The organism is Pseudomonas sp. Irchel s3h9 (assembly GCF_900187475.1).
GTDB classification, from domain to species: domain Bacteria; phylum Pseudomonadota; class Gammaproteobacteria; order Pseudomonadales; family Pseudomonadaceae; genus Aquipseudomonas; species Aquipseudomonas neuropathica.
On record NZ_FYDH01000006.1, the window covers coordinates 205,852 to 222,292 of the forward strand.

Annotated in this window: 15 protein-coding genes; 6 read left to right on the forward strand and 9 right to left on the reverse strand. The window is 59.4% G+C overall.

What is annotated here, in order from left to right:
* The first annotated feature begins 10 nt into the window (after positions 1 to 10).
* The 3 genes from CKW26_RS12340 (at position 11) to CKW26_RS30255 (ending at position 5,564) form a co-directional block, all read left to right on the forward strand.
* Positions 11 to 3,484, forward strand: coding sequence for a hypothetical protein (locus tag CKW26_RS12340; protein WP_095048783.1), 3,474 nt, complete (start codon positions 11 to 13; stop codon positions 3,482 to 3,484).
* A 353-nt stretch (positions 3,485 to 3,837) separates the two neighbouring features.
* Positions 3,838 to 4,842 (forward strand): hypothetical protein, encoded by a 1,005-nt coding sequence (locus CKW26_RS30250; protein WP_256579896.1) that lies wholly within the window; start codon positions 3,838 to 3,840, stop codon positions 4,840 to 4,842.
* Entirely contained in the window at positions 4,839 to 5,564 is a 726-nt protein-coding gene (locus tag CKW26_RS30255; protein WP_256579897.1) for a hypothetical protein, read from the forward strand. Before CKW26_RS30250 ends, CKW26_RS30255 begins: the two co-directional genes overlap by 4 nt.
* A 59-nt stretch (positions 5,565 to 5,623) precedes the next feature.
* Here the strand turns inward: CKW26_RS30255 and CKW26_RS12350 are convergent, their stop codons facing one another.
* From CKW26_RS12350 to CKW26_RS12370, 5 genes are all read right to left on the reverse strand, one after another.
* Positions 5,624 to 6,184 (reverse strand): hypothetical protein, encoded by a 561-nt coding sequence (locus tag CKW26_RS12350; RefSeq protein ID WP_095048784.1) that lies wholly within the window; start codon positions 6,182 to 6,184, stop codon positions 5,624 to 5,626.
* 71 nt (positions 6,185 to 6,255) lie between these two features.
* Positions 6,256 to 6,600 (reverse strand): hypothetical protein, encoded by a 345-nt coding sequence (locus CKW26_RS12355; RefSeq protein ID WP_218251758.1) that lies wholly within the window; start codon positions 6,598 to 6,600, stop codon positions 6,256 to 6,258.
* Complete coding sequence (locus tag CKW26_RS12360) at positions 6,601 to 7,191, reverse strand: LON peptidase substrate-binding domain-containing protein (RefSeq protein WP_095048786.1); 591 nt, start codon at positions 7,189 to 7,191, stop codon at positions 6,601 to 6,603.
* A 10-nt stretch (positions 7,192 to 7,201) separates the two neighbouring features.
* The gene (locus CKW26_RS12365) at positions 7,202 to 7,918 is read right to left on the reverse strand and encodes an LrgB family protein (RefSeq protein WP_095048787.1); all 717 of its coding nucleotides are present in this window, start codon (positions 7,916 to 7,918) and stop codon (positions 7,202 to 7,204) included.
* Complete coding sequence (locus tag CKW26_RS12370; RefSeq protein ID WP_095048788.1) at positions 7,918 to 8,280, reverse strand: CidA/LrgA family protein; 363 nt, start codon at positions 8,278 to 8,280, stop codon at positions 7,918 to 7,920. The genes CKW26_RS12365 and CKW26_RS12370 overlap by 1 nt, the downstream gene beginning before the upstream one ends.
* 193 nt (positions 8,281 to 8,473) lie before the next feature.
* Here CKW26_RS12370 and CKW26_RS12375 point away from each other — a divergent pair, with 193 nt between their 5' ends.
* The 3 genes from CKW26_RS12375 (at position 8,474) to CKW26_RS12385 (ending at position 11,438) form a co-directional block, all read left to right on the forward strand.
* Complete coding sequence (locus CKW26_RS12375; protein WP_007909575.1) at positions 8,474 to 8,929, forward strand: MaoC family dehydratase; 456 nt, start codon at positions 8,474 to 8,476, stop codon at positions 8,927 to 8,929.
* Between the two features lie 112 nt (positions 8,930 to 9,041).
* Positions 9,042 to 10,769: a C13 family peptidase gene (locus CKW26_RS12380; RefSeq protein ID WP_095048789.1), complete on the forward strand. Its 1,728-nt coding sequence runs from the start codon at positions 9,042 to 9,044 to the stop codon at positions 10,767 to 10,769.
* A gap of 27 nt (positions 10,770 to 10,796) precedes the next feature.
* Positions 10,797 to 11,438, forward strand: coding sequence for an oxidoreductase (locus CKW26_RS12385; protein WP_095048790.1), 642 nt, complete (start codon positions 10,797 to 10,799; stop codon positions 11,436 to 11,438).
* A gap of 51 nt (positions 11,439 to 11,489) precedes the next feature.
* Here the strand turns inward: CKW26_RS12385 and CKW26_RS12390 are convergent, their stop codons facing one another.
* The 4 genes from CKW26_RS12390 to CKW26_RS12405 all read right to left on the reverse strand — a co-directional run bounded on the left by CKW26_RS12390 (position 11,490) and on the right by CKW26_RS12405 (position 16,352).
* Positions 11,490 to 11,774 (reverse strand): YceK/YidQ family lipoprotein, encoded by a 285-nt coding sequence (locus tag CKW26_RS12390; RefSeq protein WP_095048791.1) that lies wholly within the window; start codon positions 11,772 to 11,774, stop codon positions 11,490 to 11,492.
* The gene (gene ubiX / locus CKW26_RS12395) at positions 11,767 to 12,414 is read right to left on the reverse strand and encodes a flavin prenyltransferase UbiX (RefSeq protein ID WP_007909567.1); all 648 of its coding nucleotides are present in this window, start codon (positions 12,412 to 12,414) and stop codon (positions 11,767 to 11,769) included. Before ubiX ends, CKW26_RS12390 begins: the two co-directional genes overlap by 8 nt.
* Positions 12,411 to 13,760: a UDP-N-acetylmuramate:L-alanyl-gamma-D-glutamyl-meso-diaminopimelate ligase gene (gene mpl, locus CKW26_RS12400; protein ID WP_095048792.1), complete on the reverse strand. Its 1,350-nt coding sequence runs from the start codon at positions 13,758 to 13,760 to the stop codon at positions 12,411 to 12,413. The genes ubiX and mpl overlap by 4 nt, the downstream gene beginning before the upstream one ends.
* A gap of 678 nt (positions 13,761 to 14,438) precedes the next feature.
* Complete coding sequence (locus CKW26_RS12405) at positions 14,439 to 16,352, reverse strand: sigma-54-dependent Fis family transcriptional regulator (protein ID WP_095048793.1); 1,914 nt, start codon at positions 16,350 to 16,352, stop codon at positions 14,439 to 14,441.
* Between the last annotated feature and the right edge of the window lie 89 nt (positions 16,353 to 16,441).

A 16,441-nucleotide genomic window follows, 5' to 3' on the forward strand; every position in this document is an offset into this window, starting at 1 on the left:
GATTAATGACATGTCAAAACTTATCGCTCCGCCACTTCAAATCGCCAATATCAGCGCCGTTCAGGTCAATCCCGTCAGCGCCTCGGCCAACCCCCATGCGCCGCCGGCGGGCACGCTCAACGCAGTGTTGCCAGACGACGCTGACGCCCCTTATCGACGCACACTCAAATCCCTCGACAAACATTTCGGCCCCTTGCGCATCGGCGAAATACTCACCAGCCGCGTAGAACTCCTGGCCTTGGGCGCGACCGTGCACGGCCAACCCATCAGCCCGGGGAATGCCGGCATGCAGCGCGTGGATCAACACTTTCTCGACGGACTCAATTTCGATGCAGACCGGGTGCAGGCGCGTCTGCTGTCCGTCGACAATCCGGACAGCAATGTAGCGGCGATGCTGTTTTATGAAATCGCCTGCAAGCGCTCAGTCGATGCCGGGGCGCTGTTCGTCGCCGATATAACCATTGCTACCGGCAGCGCGGTGGACCGCCTGAACCAGTTGGGCAAGGCTGCGCAAAAACTGGATATTCATCGCGCCGACGCACTGGAAAATGCCCCGGGCTGGATCAGCAAAAACAAAAGCTATTTGATGAGCGGCGCCGGGGTCGGCATGCAGGCGTTCGGCATCTACAGCGGCTACAAGGCGATGATTGATGCGATCAAGCACGGAGACACGCTGGAAGCGGTTTTCCAGGGTGGCTCGATCGCCGCCGAGTTCGGCTCGCTGATCATCGAACGCGGGCTGACCAAGACCGGTGAGGCCATGCTCAGAAACGGCGGCAACGCGCTGAAGTATTTCCCGCTGACCTCGGTGGGCAAATACATGAGCCGCGGTGCCGGGATGTTCGCCAGCGCCATCACCTTGCCCTTCGACATTCTCGATGCCATCAAGTCGTTCAATGCCGCCGCCGCAGCGCAGGGCAAAGAGGCCCAGGATCATTACGTCAGCGGCGGTCTTAGCGTCGCCGGGGCGAGTATCAGCCTGGTGCTGGGCGTCGCCGCACTGGCCGGGTTTGGCAGCGTCGCCGGGCCGGTCGGGCTGGTCGCCGCCGGACTGCTTATCGCCGCCTCGATGATCTACCAGGCCGCCCGAGTGGTGGACGACATCGATGACTACATCGAACTGACGCTTGAAGAACGCATGCGCTCCGGCTGGTTCGCCTTCACCAACAAGGAACTGGACCAGGACGTACTGGATCGCTTCAAGCTCGCCAAGGGCTATCGGGACCACCAGCGAAAACTGGAGTTGTCGGCCAAGGACATGCTGGAGAACGCCTACAAACACGCCATCGAACACGTGATCAACGGTGCCTTTCAGGTTGAATTGAAGCCCCTTGAAATCTGGCGCTACCAGTGGGACGAAAGCGCTGGCCAACAACCGTTCAAGCTCGACAACCAGGCCGTGGTTGTCGACGGCGATGACGTGATCGATGCCGGCAAAGGCCTGCCCGCCAACCTCAAAGGCAAAGTGTCGGGCAGTGCCGGTGACGACAAAGGCATTTTCTGGCGCTTGGGTGACGGCAATGACCGGGTTATCGGGGTCCGGGACAAGCCCAATCTGTTCACTTATCGCGCGGATCACAAGGCTCTGACCGGAGGCGACAGGGACGATGCGTTCTATCAGGAGATTACCGAGCAGCAATTGAACCTCACCAGCAAACCGGCCCACCTCAATGTGCTGGACGGTGGCGCAGGTGCCGACACCCTGGCCTTCGAAGGCAGCCGCCCGCTCAGCGACACCCGCCATATCGGTCACGACATCAACCTGCACAATGGCAGAGTGGCGCTGCGCGGTCTTGATCCTGAGGAAAATGCCGTTGACGTCGCGCAGCTCACGTCGATCGAAAACGTCTCGACCCTGCGCAGAGGCACCAGCCGCGTCAGCGGAAACGACGCGGCCAACCGGATTTCCCCCAATGGCTACGACCGCATCAGCGCCGGCGCAGGCGATGACACGATTGCCGTCTACGGAGCGGACTGTCGGGTGGACGGCGGCAGCGGCGCAGATCGTTTTTACATCGCCAGCAGCAACGCCCGCACTACCCTTAACGAGGACGCTGAAGCGTCGAGTCTGATCGAGTTCGGCTGGCCGGCGGAGGTCATCCAGCGTTGGCAGATCGTCGGCACTGCGCTGGTGATCAGCTCATTGCGCGGCAAGGATGGTAACGACCCGGAACATGTACTGACACTCGAAAATGTCTACCAATGGGTCGATGGCAAACGCCTGTTGAACAATGACCGATTCCGTTTCAAGACCGAGGATGGCTATGAGCTGCTGGTCCAGCTACCCCAGCAGCCAGATGAGGCGCTGCAGCAGGATATAACCCCCGTCGTTGTCGTCATCGGCCAACCCGCCGCTGCACCGCAAATCGTTAACGGCGGCATGATCGAGATCGCCGAACAGGGCTTGAAGCAGCACTTTGTTGCTCGCACCGAGCGTCCGGTGGAATTCGTTGCCCAGCGCAATACCGCCGAAACGTCCCGCACTGTTTATCTGGAATTCGACAACGCTGAAATCATCGATGTGCAGGTCAGTTATGAAGTGCAGGTGCGCAAAGGCGTCTCTGGCACGACCCACTTGTACTACACAGACTTCACCCTGACGGTCTCCCTGCCGTCGAAATTGGTTATGTTCAAAGGTGTGGTCCAGCCCATCGCGGCGGCCACCGGTTACAGCGGCAGAAACAGCCTGAAAGTCACCACCCCACGCCTGCAGCAGAACGTTGTGCTGGTTCTGCAGGACCAGGTTTCCTACCGCCTGCAAGTTCCCGCACTGGATTATGAAGACGATGTAAAAAACCCCGGCACCCGCGTACGCAGCACCCGAAGTTGCCTCAAGCAACGCAATGGCAACTATCGCTTTGTCAGACCATTGGCCAGCGTGAAACCGCTGATAACGGCAGAACCCAGTCGCATCACCATCGACACCGGTTCGCACACCGGCATCTATGTACTCGATGGCCAGAGTTCGACGTACGATGTCCATCTGGCCAGCAACACCATCATTCGCCTTTCGACGCCAGGCGCTGCAGCGAAAACCGCCGATGCATCGACCTGGACGCTGTACACCGACAAAATGGAAGAAACGGTCACCCGCGACGACATCCAACTGGACGGCAATCGTCTGCACATCGCTAGCGTCACCGTCGAATTGCCCGATATCGAAGACGACATCCCGGTGGAATCCATCAGCGTGGCCACTTCGGCCGGCCATATTTATGAAGTTTCGCTGTTGTTTGAAGTGCTGCAGCTTTACGTCATTGATGCACGTGGCTACGCCGATATCGAAGCTCTGTTGGCCGAGGTCAATGCCCATCAACAGCGAAACGAACTGGCAACAAGGGTTCATGTAACCCACGTCGCAATCGACGCCGGAACGATCGGTACGGTGGTTTACAACGCAGTAAGGAAACACTGGGCGCTGGCCAGCGATCCACAGGTGCGAATCAACCCGCAAGACCTGGTCTTTTCCAACGACAAGACCTGACCCTCACCACGTGCCCGTCTGGATCAGACGTCCACACGGGCACCCGTCCTCCTCAGCCTACGGACAGGCTGACTCGCAAAAAACGGAGTTTATTCATGCGCCAAAAACCCGGGCTACGGCCTAAATCACCTTTAGTCGAAACGCCCGTCACCTCTACACTGGCCTCCGCAGATCATTCGCCGAGCAGAGCGATATTTGCAAACCCTGAAAACATTCCGGGGCCTATACCCGTCGAGGCGCCCTCCTCACCCAAACGACCTCGTCTGGAGGAACCCGGGACCTCCCAAGCAAAAACCTCCCCCATCGAAGTGAGCGTCACATCGAGATCCGCCACTGACAGGCCAGACTTTTCGATGACGTCGCTGGAAGATTTCGCCCATCCGTATTTCGGCGATCTGCCAGGGCCGAATGAATCCGGCATCCGGCGTTATCTCGCCAAGGACTGGGTGGACGTGCGACTGCCAGGCTCAGAAGGCCGACACCACGTTTGTGTTCAATACGATGCCGACCTCAGGGCCTATCGGGCAATGTCCTCCTGGCGCCTGGCACCAGGCCCACCCATTTACCGGACCACGCAAGGCCATCTGTGGAGCCTGGATCGGCACCTCACCCTCCTCAACGTTGATGACTACGCGTTTTCCGCAACACCGAATGCTGACGGTTACTACACCTTTCGCGCTCTCGGTACGAGCGGCGATGACGCCATCCTCGGCTATGCCATCAAGGATCCGGAGCATCACTGGATTGCCATCGATCCTGCGCAGGCAAAACGCAACAGGATGGCCGATGCGCCACTTGCGCAATGGTCGGATCAGGACATCCAGCGCATGTACATTCTGGATGACACCGGGATTGCCGCCTTCCGCGCAGAAGCACAAGCGACCGGCAAGGCGCCGGGCTGGGCACTTCGCGCGCAGAACACCGAAGACCATCTGTTTGTCGCTGATTCTCTGAAGTGGCTGCATCCAAACATGACCCTTGCCCAGCGCCTGCAATTGCAGCGCAGCTATAACCTGACCCAGGAGCAACTGTGTCGGCTGCGCACAGAGTCGGGCGACGGCCAGATACCGCAATGGGCTGAACAGCACAAACGCCTAACGCTCGATGCGACCAATGAGCAGCGCTTCAAGCTGATCGGCGAAGAGCTGGAAAACTACGTTGAGGAATTACGGAGTCAAGGGCTGGCCCTCGCCCACCATTGGCCCGCCACCCGCTACAGCGACGCTTTTTGGCCGACTACGCGACCCACCTCGGCTACCAGCGAACCCGCCACGGCATGTTGTATCGCACCGACATTCCGGCGATGTTCCGCGGCGAAACCCGATTACCCTTCGAGTTGGCGCGGGATGATCGAATGATGCACCGTAAAGGCAATCCCAAGGGCACCACGAACAAGCGCGCATTGAGTGCAACGTTCGGACTGCATGACGCCACCGCTTACGCGGCGACCAAGGGCGGCTTCTATCACGAGTTGCATTACAACTCGCAGGCCAATCGTTTTCCCGGGGTGAATCCTCAAAGCTCGAAAACACGAACCGGCGAATCCTCCGACTCGGGCAGCAGTTCGGTGTCGGAGGGTAAACGAACCGGCGACGAGACCGACTCTGACAGCTCGTTCGTTTTCGATGATTCGAAAGATTATGTATCCACGCGCCGCCAGCAAACCACGTCATTCGTCTACGCCATTGATACCCGAGGCCTGGAAGTGGTGCCGGGGGCAGAAAACAAGGCATTCAACCCCGCTAACGGCACATTCCTCTTCGACGACCTGGAAGGGCATATCTCCACGCCCACACGCGGCATCAGTGCCGAGCGGATCTGGCTGGTGCGTTCCGACCTGACGCAAGCCGCCCGGGTCAAGGATGTGCTGACACAGGCGGGTGACCGGGTCGTGGCCATCGAGCAGGCCACCTGGGCGGGAACCGACAGTCGAGCTGCCGGGTATTTTGGCGCCAACGCCTATGACAGCCTTATCGATGAAATCGCCGGTTCTGGCGGCGTGATACTGGATCTGCCCAAAGGCGACAAGACGTTCGCCGACGACATCGTCTGGCCTGTGCCCGAGCATTACCGAACCTGAAAAAAGGCGCCATTCACCCAGACATGAATGGCGCCTTTTTATGGAGTAGCGGCTGGGCTCTATTTGATAACCTTGATCACAAATATTGCCGGTTTGTGATTGAAGGCGTTATGCCCCGTCCTGTTAGGATCGACGTCGAGGAATGTGCTCATTCCGCTGCTTATATGGCGATACAAGGGCTTGTCATCAGGTTCGTGGATCAACTCTAGATAGGCAGGGCCGGACTCGATATGACTGAAGGAGGCCTTTGAAGCACCAGACTTGCTGATTGAAAAGTATTGCTCTGGCGCACGGATACTGGCCAACAGATTATGAGTCTTGTCCTCTATGAATAACCGCGCACCATCGAATGTTCCCGCGAGCACAAGGCTGATGGCATATTCGTCACCCTTTGGGACGAACTTCAACAACAGTGGTGTGTCGTCATCATGGTCAGCCAGCGTTATGAAGCTGGACACGCGCGAATCCGCCAACCCCACTTCGGCATCCAGTTTTTCTGCCTTGGTTATGCGAAGGTCACGCAAAGCCTGTTGCAAACGTAGTTGATTAAGTACCACTGGCCGGCCATCAAGATAAAGATGCGCAGTGAATGTCTGGTTGTTTGTTTTTGCTAAAGCCATGGGATTGCCCACCTGTAAACACCCCGCCGTCAATTAGCCACGACGACAGGCAATGCTGAAAAAGTAAATAATCAAACCGCAGTCGCAGTCACTACGGCGGTGGCGGACGCCGACATCCGTGGCACTTCGCCGCCAGGGACTTTTTCAGATTTTCGTTTACGCCGGGCTATTACCATCCGGTCCGCATAAGTGGATGCCGCCTCAATTACGTGGCTAACGTTATGATCCGCCCCGGCATGTTTCAAAATATACTTGCCAGCAATATCATCCCAAAACGCCCATTCATCTTCATAGACAGTCATGCTCTCATCCTTATTTTTATTCAAGTTATCCGCTTCCTGCGGACAACTTGAAATTAAGACAAAGACAAAAGCAAAACAATGCTGGCAGGCGCCATCAGTTAATTCAAAGTGCAACTAGGCGAACAATTCACCTTGTAGTTCGTCGAGCAGCGCCTGGATTGCATCCAGCCGCTGCTGGGGATCATCGAGTTGTAACAGATCGATCTTGTCTTCTTCGGCGAAGGGCAGCAGATAGGCCAACTGATTGGCCAGCGATTGCTGACCCAGCGCTTCAGTGCCCATGTCCAGCGCTTCCACCATCGGGTGCTCGGCCAGTGCCTTGAGCAGCGCCACCAGATCAGCATCCTCGTCCTGTAACGGTTGCTCGGGTTCGTCATCCAGCCAGTCGACATCGGCGAGGATCAACTGATCGCGCTGCACCTCGGTACTCAACACCGTGAACCGCCGCCCGCCCTGCACACGAATGCCGAGCAAGCCGTTGTCCTGCTGCTGAAAGTCGGTGATGCGCGCTTCGCAGCCGACCCGAGCAAAACCTTCTGGCGCGACGCCGACTTCGTGGCCATCAAGGATGCACACCACACCGAAACCGCCACCCTGCTTCATGCAGCGGCCGATCATGTCGAGATAGCGCGCCTCGAAGATCTGCAAATCGAGGTTGCAGCCGGGAAACAACACGGTGTTCAGCGGGAAAAGCGGCAGACTCATAGATATTTCCTTACACCACCATCGACACCGCCAGCGGCAGGAAGACTGCCGTGGCCACGCCCATCAGACTCATCGCCAGCGCCGCAAACGCGCCGCACTCATCACTTTCCTGCAACGCCACCGACGTGCCGACCGCATGCGCGGTCATGCCCAGCGCCATGCCACGCGCCTCGGGACTGTGCACGCCGAGGCGAGTCAGTAGCGCCGGGCCGAAGATCGCACCGATCACCCCGGTGATCAACACGAATACCGCCGCCAGCGCCGCAACGCCACCAATCTGCTCAGCCACCAGCATTGCGATCGGCGAGGTCACCGACTTCGGCGCCATGGTCATCAGAATCATGTGCTCGGCACCGAACCACCAGCCCAGCGCCACCCCCATGCCGGTGGCGACTACGCCGCCTATCACCAGCGTAGTAAAAATCGGCCAGAACAATTGGCGAATACGCCGCAGGTTGAGATACAGCGGCACCGCCAGTGCCACGGTCGCAGGGCCGAGCAGAATGCTGAGGATCTCGGTGCTCTTGCGATATTCGGCATAGGTCAGGCCACAGCCGACCAGCACACCGATCACCAACAGCATGGAGACCAGCACCGGTTGCAGAAAGATCCAGCGGGTTTTCTCGAACGCCGCCAGCACCAGTTGATAGGCGCCGAGGGTGATGCCGATGCCGAACAGCGGATGATGGATAACGGAGGCCCAGGCGCCCTGCCAGTCAAAGAGCATCAGGACTCCTCCGATGTGCGGGCATGCCGTTTGACCAGGCGTTGCATCAGCACCCCGGTGAAGGCCATCGACAGGATCAACGACAGCACCAACGCACCGACAATCGCCCAGAAATCCGCAGCAATGTCGCTCGCATAAACCATCACGCCCACGGCCGGGGGCACCAGCAGCAATGGCAGATAGCGCAGCAGGCTGCCAGCCGCGAGGTTCAGCGGCTCACCCACTTCACCGCGAACGATCAGGAAGACCAGCAACAGCAGCAGACCGATGATCGGCCCCGGCAGCACTGGCAAGAGCAAATGATTGAGCGCCGTGCCGAGCAATTGGAACAGCACCAGCAGGGTCAGGCCACGTAGCAACATCCGACATCTCCGTCTTACTTTTCACCCAGCAGGGGCTCGGCATTATAAGCACGCCTGCGCTATGGATCGGCATTCGCCAAAAGCATGGTCGGTTGACCGGAGCAAATCGCCATGATGATCTACAGTGGTTCGCAGGGCGGTCAAATCCCCCACCTGAAAAACTATAAAACCGATGAACCCAAGGAGAGTCTCAATGCCCTATGTTCCCGTTGCAGAGCTCAAAGATTATGTCGGCAAGGAACTCGGACGTTCCGAATGGCTCACCATCGATCAGGAACGCATCAACCTGTTCGCCGAAGCCACCGGTGATTATCAGTTCATTCACGTCGACCCGGTCAAAGCCGCGCAAACGCCATTTGGCAGCACCATTGCCCACGGTTTCCTGTCGTTGTCGCTGATCCCGAAATTGATGGAAGACATCCTGATCCTGCCGCAAGGCGTGAAGATGGTGGTCAATTACGGCCTGGACAGCGTGCGTTTCATCCAGCCAGTGAAGGTCAATTCCAAGGTCCGCCTCAAGGTCGATCTGGGCGAAGTGACCGAGAAAAAACCGGGCCAGTGGCTGCTCAAAGCCACCGCGACACTGGAGATAGAAGGCTCGGACAAACCGGCCTATATCGCCGAGCCACTGTCGCTCTGCTTCGTCTGATGGTTCTGGATGCGAAGCAGCGCACGCTGTTTCGCGTCAACACTGTTTTTACCGGCTGCATTAGGTCACATAGCTGCGGCATACTCGGTCGCCTAATTGCCCGGATCCCGCTATGCGCTCACTCGCTCGTCTTGCACCCCTTGCCTTGACCCTGATGCTCACCGCGTGCGGCGACGGCGAATCGCTGCTGCCCCCGGATGCGCGCCTGCCCGACGGTGGACGCTATCGTGGTGAACTGGTCGATGGCTTGCTGCAAGGTCAGGGCCGCGTCGACTACCCCAACGGCAGCTGGTATGCCGGGCAGTTCGATAAGGGTCAGTGGCATGGTCAGGGCGAATGGCATGGCAGCAACGGCGAGGTCTATCGCGGACAGTTTCAGCAAGGCCTGTTCGACGGCCAAGGCAGCCTGACCACCAACGCCAGTAGTTACACCGGCGGCTTCAAACAGGGACGCCGCGAAGGCGAAGGCACCCTGAAAGAAAACGCCATGACCTACCGTGGCGAGTTCAAGGCTGACCAATACTCCGGGCTCGGCCGTCTGGAAATGGACGACGGCAGCTCCTATCAAGGCCAGTTCGCCCACGGCAAGCCCAACGGCGAAGGCCAACGCGGCGATGCCAGCGGTAACTCGTTCAGCGGGCATTTCGTCAACGGTCAGCTGGAAGGCAAAGGCACCTTCAACAGCGCGGACGGCGATATCTACGTCGGCGGCTTCAAGAACAATCAACTGCACGGCAAAGGTCGCTACGAAAACGCCGACGGCGATGTCTGGCTCGGCCAGTTCAAGGAAGGCGCGCTGACCGGCAAGGGCGAACTGATCGGCGCCGACGGTAGCCATTACATCGGCACGTTCAGCGACTGGCGCTTCAGCGGTCAGGGCCGTTTGAACCTGTCCGATGGCAGCTTTTACATCGGCGGCTTCGACAACGACAGCTACTCCGGACGCGGCACCCTGGTGCTCACCGATGGCAGCGTGATGAGCGGCACCTGGGTCAATGGGCAGCGCGTGCGCGACGCCGACGGCAAGTTATTGCCCGATACGCTCGAACTCGGCTTGCTCGCTCAGGGCCGCCTGCTTGATGACGCGTTGGCCGCCATTCCCGCGTCGACCCCGGCGGTCGAGTTATACACGTTGACCCTCGGCGGCGACGGCAAACAAAGCGTGTTCCTGCGCGAATCCGACTACGTCGCTAACATGCTCAACACGCGCTTTGGCGCTTATGGCCAGGTCCGCCTGGTCAACCACCGTGACCACCTCGGCGACCGGCCGATGGCCACCCGCGAGAACCTGCGTCGTGCCGCGCAAACGCTGGCCGAACGCAGCGGCCCGGAAGACCTGCTGTTCATCTACCTGACCAGTCACGGCACCGCCGAACATGAGCTGGTGCTCGACCAGCCGCGTATGGAACTGGCCGACCTGCCCGCCGATGAACTCGCCGCTGTACTGGCACCGCTGAAAAACCGCGACAAGATCATCGTGGTTTCGTCGTGCTACTCCGGCGGCTTTATCCCGGCGCTGAAAGACGAACGCACGCTGATCATGACCGCCTCGCGCGCGGATCGGGTGTCCTTCGGCTGCTCGGAAGAAGCCAACTTCACCTACTTCGGCGATGCACTGTTCGCCCAGGCGCTGAACCAGACCGATGATCTGGAGCAAGCCTTCAAACTGGCCAAGGCCACCGTCGCCGAGCGTGAACTGGCGGACAATTTCGAAGCGTCGGAGCCGCAGATCTGGGCGCCGAAAACCGTGCTGTCGCACTGGCAACTGCTGCGCAAACAGCAAGCCAGAAAAGCATTGCAGAGTGCTGCGTTGAACGACGGAGCGACAAAGAGCAACTAAGCTGAACAGTATCAAGGGAGAGACACTATGTACTTGACGCCTCAGCACGTATTGCTTGCCGGAGCCACCGGTTTGACCGGTGAACATCTACTCGACCGTTTGCTCAACGAGCCGACGATTTCTCGCGTGCTCGCCCCTTCCCGTCGCCCCTTGGCCGAACATCCGCATCTTGAAAACCCGGTGGGCGATCCGCAGGCGTTTCTGCCGCAACTCAGTGGCCGCGTCGACATCGCCTATTGCTGCCTCGGCACCACCATCAAACAGGCCGGCTCTGAAGCGGCGTTTCGCGCGGTGGATCTGGACATGGTGGTGGCGTTCGCCAAACGCGCGCGGGAGATGGGCGCGCGGCATCTGATCGTGATCAGTGCGATAGGCGCCGATCCGAAGTCGTCGGTTTTCTACAATCGGGTCAAAGGCGAAATGGAGCAGGCCTTGCGTGCGCAGGACTGGCCGCAATTGACCATTTGCCGGCCTTCACTGTTGTTGGGTGAACGGACCGAACCACGTCTGGCCGAGCAACTGGCCGCGCCGTTGTCAAAGCTGATTCCGGGTAAATACCGGGGCATCGAAGCGTGCCAATTGGCGCGAGCGATGTGGCGGTTGGCGCTGGAAGAGCAAGATGGGGTGCGGGTGATCGAGTCGGATGAGCTGCGCAAGCTGGGCAAATAATCTTCCGCCGCATGATCGTTCCCACGCTCTGCGTGGGAACGATCTGTCTAACTACAATCCGCCCGTTGCCTGAAAACTCACGCCTATCACCGTGAGCAGTGACAACGGCAACAACAGCGTATCAAGCAGCGCACTCGCCGGCAGATCCACCCCCGGATAACTCGGCGCCTCAGCCCCGAACCGATCCATCGCGCAACACCCGCCATTCAATGCATACAAGTCCAGCCGCGTCCCGGAATACACCACCGGCGCCCCCGGTTTCGCTGCATCCAGCGTGCGCGCCGTCGCACACCCGGTCAGCAACAACACCAGGCCGATCGCGAGCAGCTTATTCATCGCTGCTCAGATGATGCTCACCCCAACGTGGCAGCATGTCCTGGGGAATGCCGAGCAGATTGAGAATCCGCGCCACAACGAAATCGATCAGGTCATCAATGGTCTGCGGCTGATGATAGAAACCCGGTGAGGCCGGCAGAATTGTCACACCCATGTTCGACAGCTTGAGCATGTGCTCCAGATGAATACTCGAATAGGGCGCTTCGCGCGGCACCAGAATCAATTGGCGACGCTCTTTCAAAGTGACGTCGGCGGCGCGTTCGATCAGGTTGTTGCAGGCGCCGGTGGCAATCGCCGACAACGTCCCGGTGGAACATGGCACCACAACCATCGCTGCCGGTGCGCCGGAGCCCGAAGCTACCGGCGACATCCAGTCTTCCTTGCCGTACACGCGGATCTGCCCGGCGGCAGCCCCGGTGTATTCGGTCAGGAAGGCCTGCATCATCTGCGGCTTGGGCGGCAACGTCACATCGGTCTCGGTGGCCATCACCAGTTGCGCAGCCTTGGAGATCAGGAAGTGCACCTCACGATCTTCCCGCACCAGGCAATCGAGCAGGCGCAAGCCGTATTGCGCGCCAGACGCGCCGGTCATCGCCAGCGTGATGCGTTCGGGGCCATTGCTCTCAAAACGAGTGTTCATTGCAGCGCCTCGGCGAGTTTGCCGTGCAGGCCGCCGAAGCCGCCGTTACTCATGATCACCACATGCGTGCCCGGCTGCGCCTGGCTCTTCACGCGCTCGATGATGCCTTCCAGCGAATCGCTGACAATCGATGGCACCGTGCACAACGCGGCAGTGCCGGCTAGGTCCCAGCCGAGGTTAGCCGGGGCGTACCAGATCACCTGATCGGCATCGACCACGCTGTCCGGCAAACCGTCACGGTGCGCGCCGAGTTTCATCGAGTTGGAGCGCGGTTCGATGATCGCGATAAGAGGCGCGTCGCCGATGCGCTTGCGCAAGCCATCGAGGGTGGTGGCAATGGCAGTCGGGTGGTGGGCGAAGTCGTCATAGATGGTAATGCCGCGTACTTCAGCGACTTTCTCCATGCGGCGTTTGACGTTCTTGAACGCACTCAGGCCAGCGATGCCCATCGACGGCACCACGCCCACATGACGCGCAGCCGCCAAAGCAGCCAAGGCGTTGGCGACGTTGTGCTGACCGGTCAGCTCCCATTCGACGGCGCCTTGCGACACGCCTTCGAACATCACTTCGAACGCCGAGCCGTCTTCGCTCAGCAGTTTGACCTGCCATTGGCCGCCGGCACCGGTGGTCTGCACCGGGGTCCAGCAGCCCATTTCGATCACACGTTGCAAGGCTGGCTCGGTGGTCGGATGGATGACCAGACCTTCGCTTGGGATGGTCCGCACCAAGTGGTGGAATTGCCGCTCGATCGCCGGCAGATCCGGGAAGATGTCAGCGTGATCGAACTCAAGGTTATTGAGGATCGCTGTGCGCGGACGGTAGTGGACGAATTTCGAGCGCTTGTCGAAGAAGGCGCTGTCGTACTCGTCGGCCTCGATCACGAAAAACGGCGTACCGCCTAAACGCGCCGACACCGAGAAGTTCTGCGGCACGCCACCGATCAGGAAGCCCGGGCTCATGCCGGCGTGTTCCAGGACCCAGGCGAGCATGCTGCTGGTGGTGGTCTTGCCATGCGTACCGGCAACCGCCAATACCCAGCGACCTTGCAGCACATGGTCAGCCAGCCATTGCGGGCCGGACACGTAAGGCAGGCCTTTATTCAGCACATATTCCACCGCCGGGTTGCCGCGGGACATGGCGTTGCCGATCACCACCAGATCCGGTGCCGGATCAAGTTGCGCCGGGTCGTAGCCCTGCGTCAGTTGAATGCCCTGGGCTTCCAGCTGTGTGCTCATCGGTGGATAGACGTTGGCGTCGGAACCGGTCACGTGGTGGCCCAGCTCTTTGGCCAAGACTGCCATTGAGCCCATGAAAGTCCCGCAGATACCCAGAATATGAATGTGCATAGTCGACCTCGTAAAACATGGCCGCAGGTTAGCGTAGGGAGGGGGAAATCGCACTCTTTAGGTGAGGGGCAGGACTGGTTGACCTCAGCATCTCGGTTCGGCTGCTAATTGTCGCCCCTCACCCCAGCCCTCTCCCGAGGGAGAGGGAGCCGATCTCGGTCGCTTTCAAATCCTGAGTTCGGCTCAATATTTCAGGTCGGTGTAAATCGCCAGAACACCTCGATCAGTCCCCTTTCCCCTAAGGAGAGGGAGCCGATCTTGGTTGCCTGCAAATCCTGAGTTCGGCTCAATATTTCAGGTCGGCGTAAATCGCCAGAACGACTCAGTCAGTCCCCTCTCCCTCTGGGACAGGGAGCCGACCTCGGTTGCTTTCAAATCCTGAGTCCGGCTCGATATTTCAGGTCGGCTTAAATCGCCAGAACGACTCAGTCAGTCCCCTCTCCCTCTGGGACAGGGAGCCGACCTCGGTTGCTTTCAAATCCTGAGTCCGACTCCATATTTCAGGTCGGCTTAAATCGCCAGAACGACTCAGTCAGTCCCCTCTCCCTCTGGGACAGGGAGCCGACCTCGGTTGCTTTCAAATCCTGAGTTCGGCTCAATATTTCAGGTCGGCGTAGATCAGTAGACCGACTCGGTCAGTCCCCTCTCCCTCTGGGAGAGGGCTAGGGTGAGGGCCTTCTAACTGACTCGCCGCTCAATCCCATGCTTACGCAGCTTTCTATAAAGGGTATTGCGGCTGACCCCAAGCTGCTCAGCCGTTTGCGTCATATGCCACCGCGTCTGCTCCAAAGTTTTAAGCAGGGCAATCCGCTCGGCGTCAGCCAGTGGGTGTTCGCCAGACTCGGTTGGCGGAAGGACTGGACTCCCCTGCCGAATCATCACCGGCAAATCCTCAACCCCGACCCGCCCTTCATCACACAACGCCGCCAACGTGCGCAGCACATTGCGCAACTGCCGCACATTGCCCGGCCAATTAAATGCAAGCAAAGCCTGACGCGCCGGTTCCTCGATGACTATCGTTTCACCGCCCGCCTCCTCGGCCAGCAGAAAATCCAGCAACTGCGATTTATCACTGCGCTCGCGCAAAGCCGGCAACGCCACTTCCAGGCCGTTGAGTCGATAATACAAATCCTCGCGGAAGCTGCCGTCCGCAACCCGATCCAGCAGATTGCGGTGGGTAGCGCTGATGATACGCACGTTGACCGCTTCCGGCTCGCCGCCAATCGGCACCACCTGCCGATCCTCCAGCACCCGCAACAACCGAGTCTGCAAGGCCAGTGGCATATCGCCGATTTCATCGAGGAATAACGTGCCGCCATCGGCCTGCTGCAACTTGCCACGCATACCGTCCTTGCGCGCACCGGTGAAGCTGCCGCCGCGATAGCCGAACAGTTCGCTCTCGATCAGGCTCTCGGGGATGGCCGCACAATTAAGGGCAACGAAAGCTTTGCTCGAGCGTTGACTGGCCTGATGCACGGCCTTGGCGAAGGCTTCTTTGCCGGAGCCGGTTTCGCCGTTGATCAAAAGAGGTACGTCGCGCTCGAAGACGCGCAAGGCTTTTCGGAAGTCAGCCTGCAACGCTTCATCACCGAGACAGATACCCGACAGACGCGGGGCCTCGGCCACAACCGTGGACGGCACGATCGGCAAGGGCTTGCGCGATTCGCCGCGCAGTACGGCAAACAGATGTCGGCCGTCACGAGTGCGCAGAGGCCAACTGGCGCTGGCATGGGCACTCGCGCGGCCAAGCAACTCATTCAGTGAACAATCGAAAAACGCCTCGACCGGTTTACCCAGCAAGCCGCCGCGAATATGCCCGAGCAAGTTCAACGCGCTCTGGTTGACTGCACTAATCCGCCCTTCGCCGTCAAACGCCAACAAGCCTTCGCTGAACAGCCCGACCGATTCGGCCTGCAAATGAAAACGCAACAACCATTGGTTATCGAAACAGCGCAGGAAGTAGCAACTCTCGATCATCTTCGCCGACAGATTGACCAGCGCCATGGTGTGGAACTGGCTTTGCCGCGAGACATCGTGGCGCGCCGAAGACACGTCGAGCACCGCGAGCAGTTCTCCATGCGGGTCGAACACCGGGCTCGCCGAACAGGTCAGGCCGGTGTGACGGCCGCGAAAGTGTTCGTCCTGATGGATGGTCAGGGCCTGACGCTCGACTAGGCAGGTGCCGATGCCGTTGGTGCCTTCGCAGGCTTCACTCCAGTCGGCGCCCAGCCAGAGGCCGGCACGCTCGAAAATTTTACGTTCGGCCGGCGCGGTGACGCAGTTGAGGATCACCCCGCGCGCGTCGGTCAGCAGCACCGCATGGCCAGCGCCGGAGAGTTGTTGATGCAGGCTGCTCATTTCATTGCCGGCGATCTGCAGCACTTGTTGCAGGCGTTCGCGGCTTTCCAGTACGCGCCCGTGTTCAAGCACGGTCGGCGCCATGCTCAGCGCCGGGTCGAGGTGATAGTCCTCAAGACAGCGCAGCCATGAACGGGCAATCGACGGATCGGCACCGGGCCCGTGCAGGTGCGGTTTGCCCTGGGTAACGGTGAGAACCTGTTGGGCATGGCGACTCAAATGATTGTCGTGCATTTCTTATTGTTCTCCCCGAAAGGTCGACGCAAACCTCGTGTAGGAGCTGCCGGAGGCTGCGATCTTTTGATCTTGCCTTTTGAAGATCA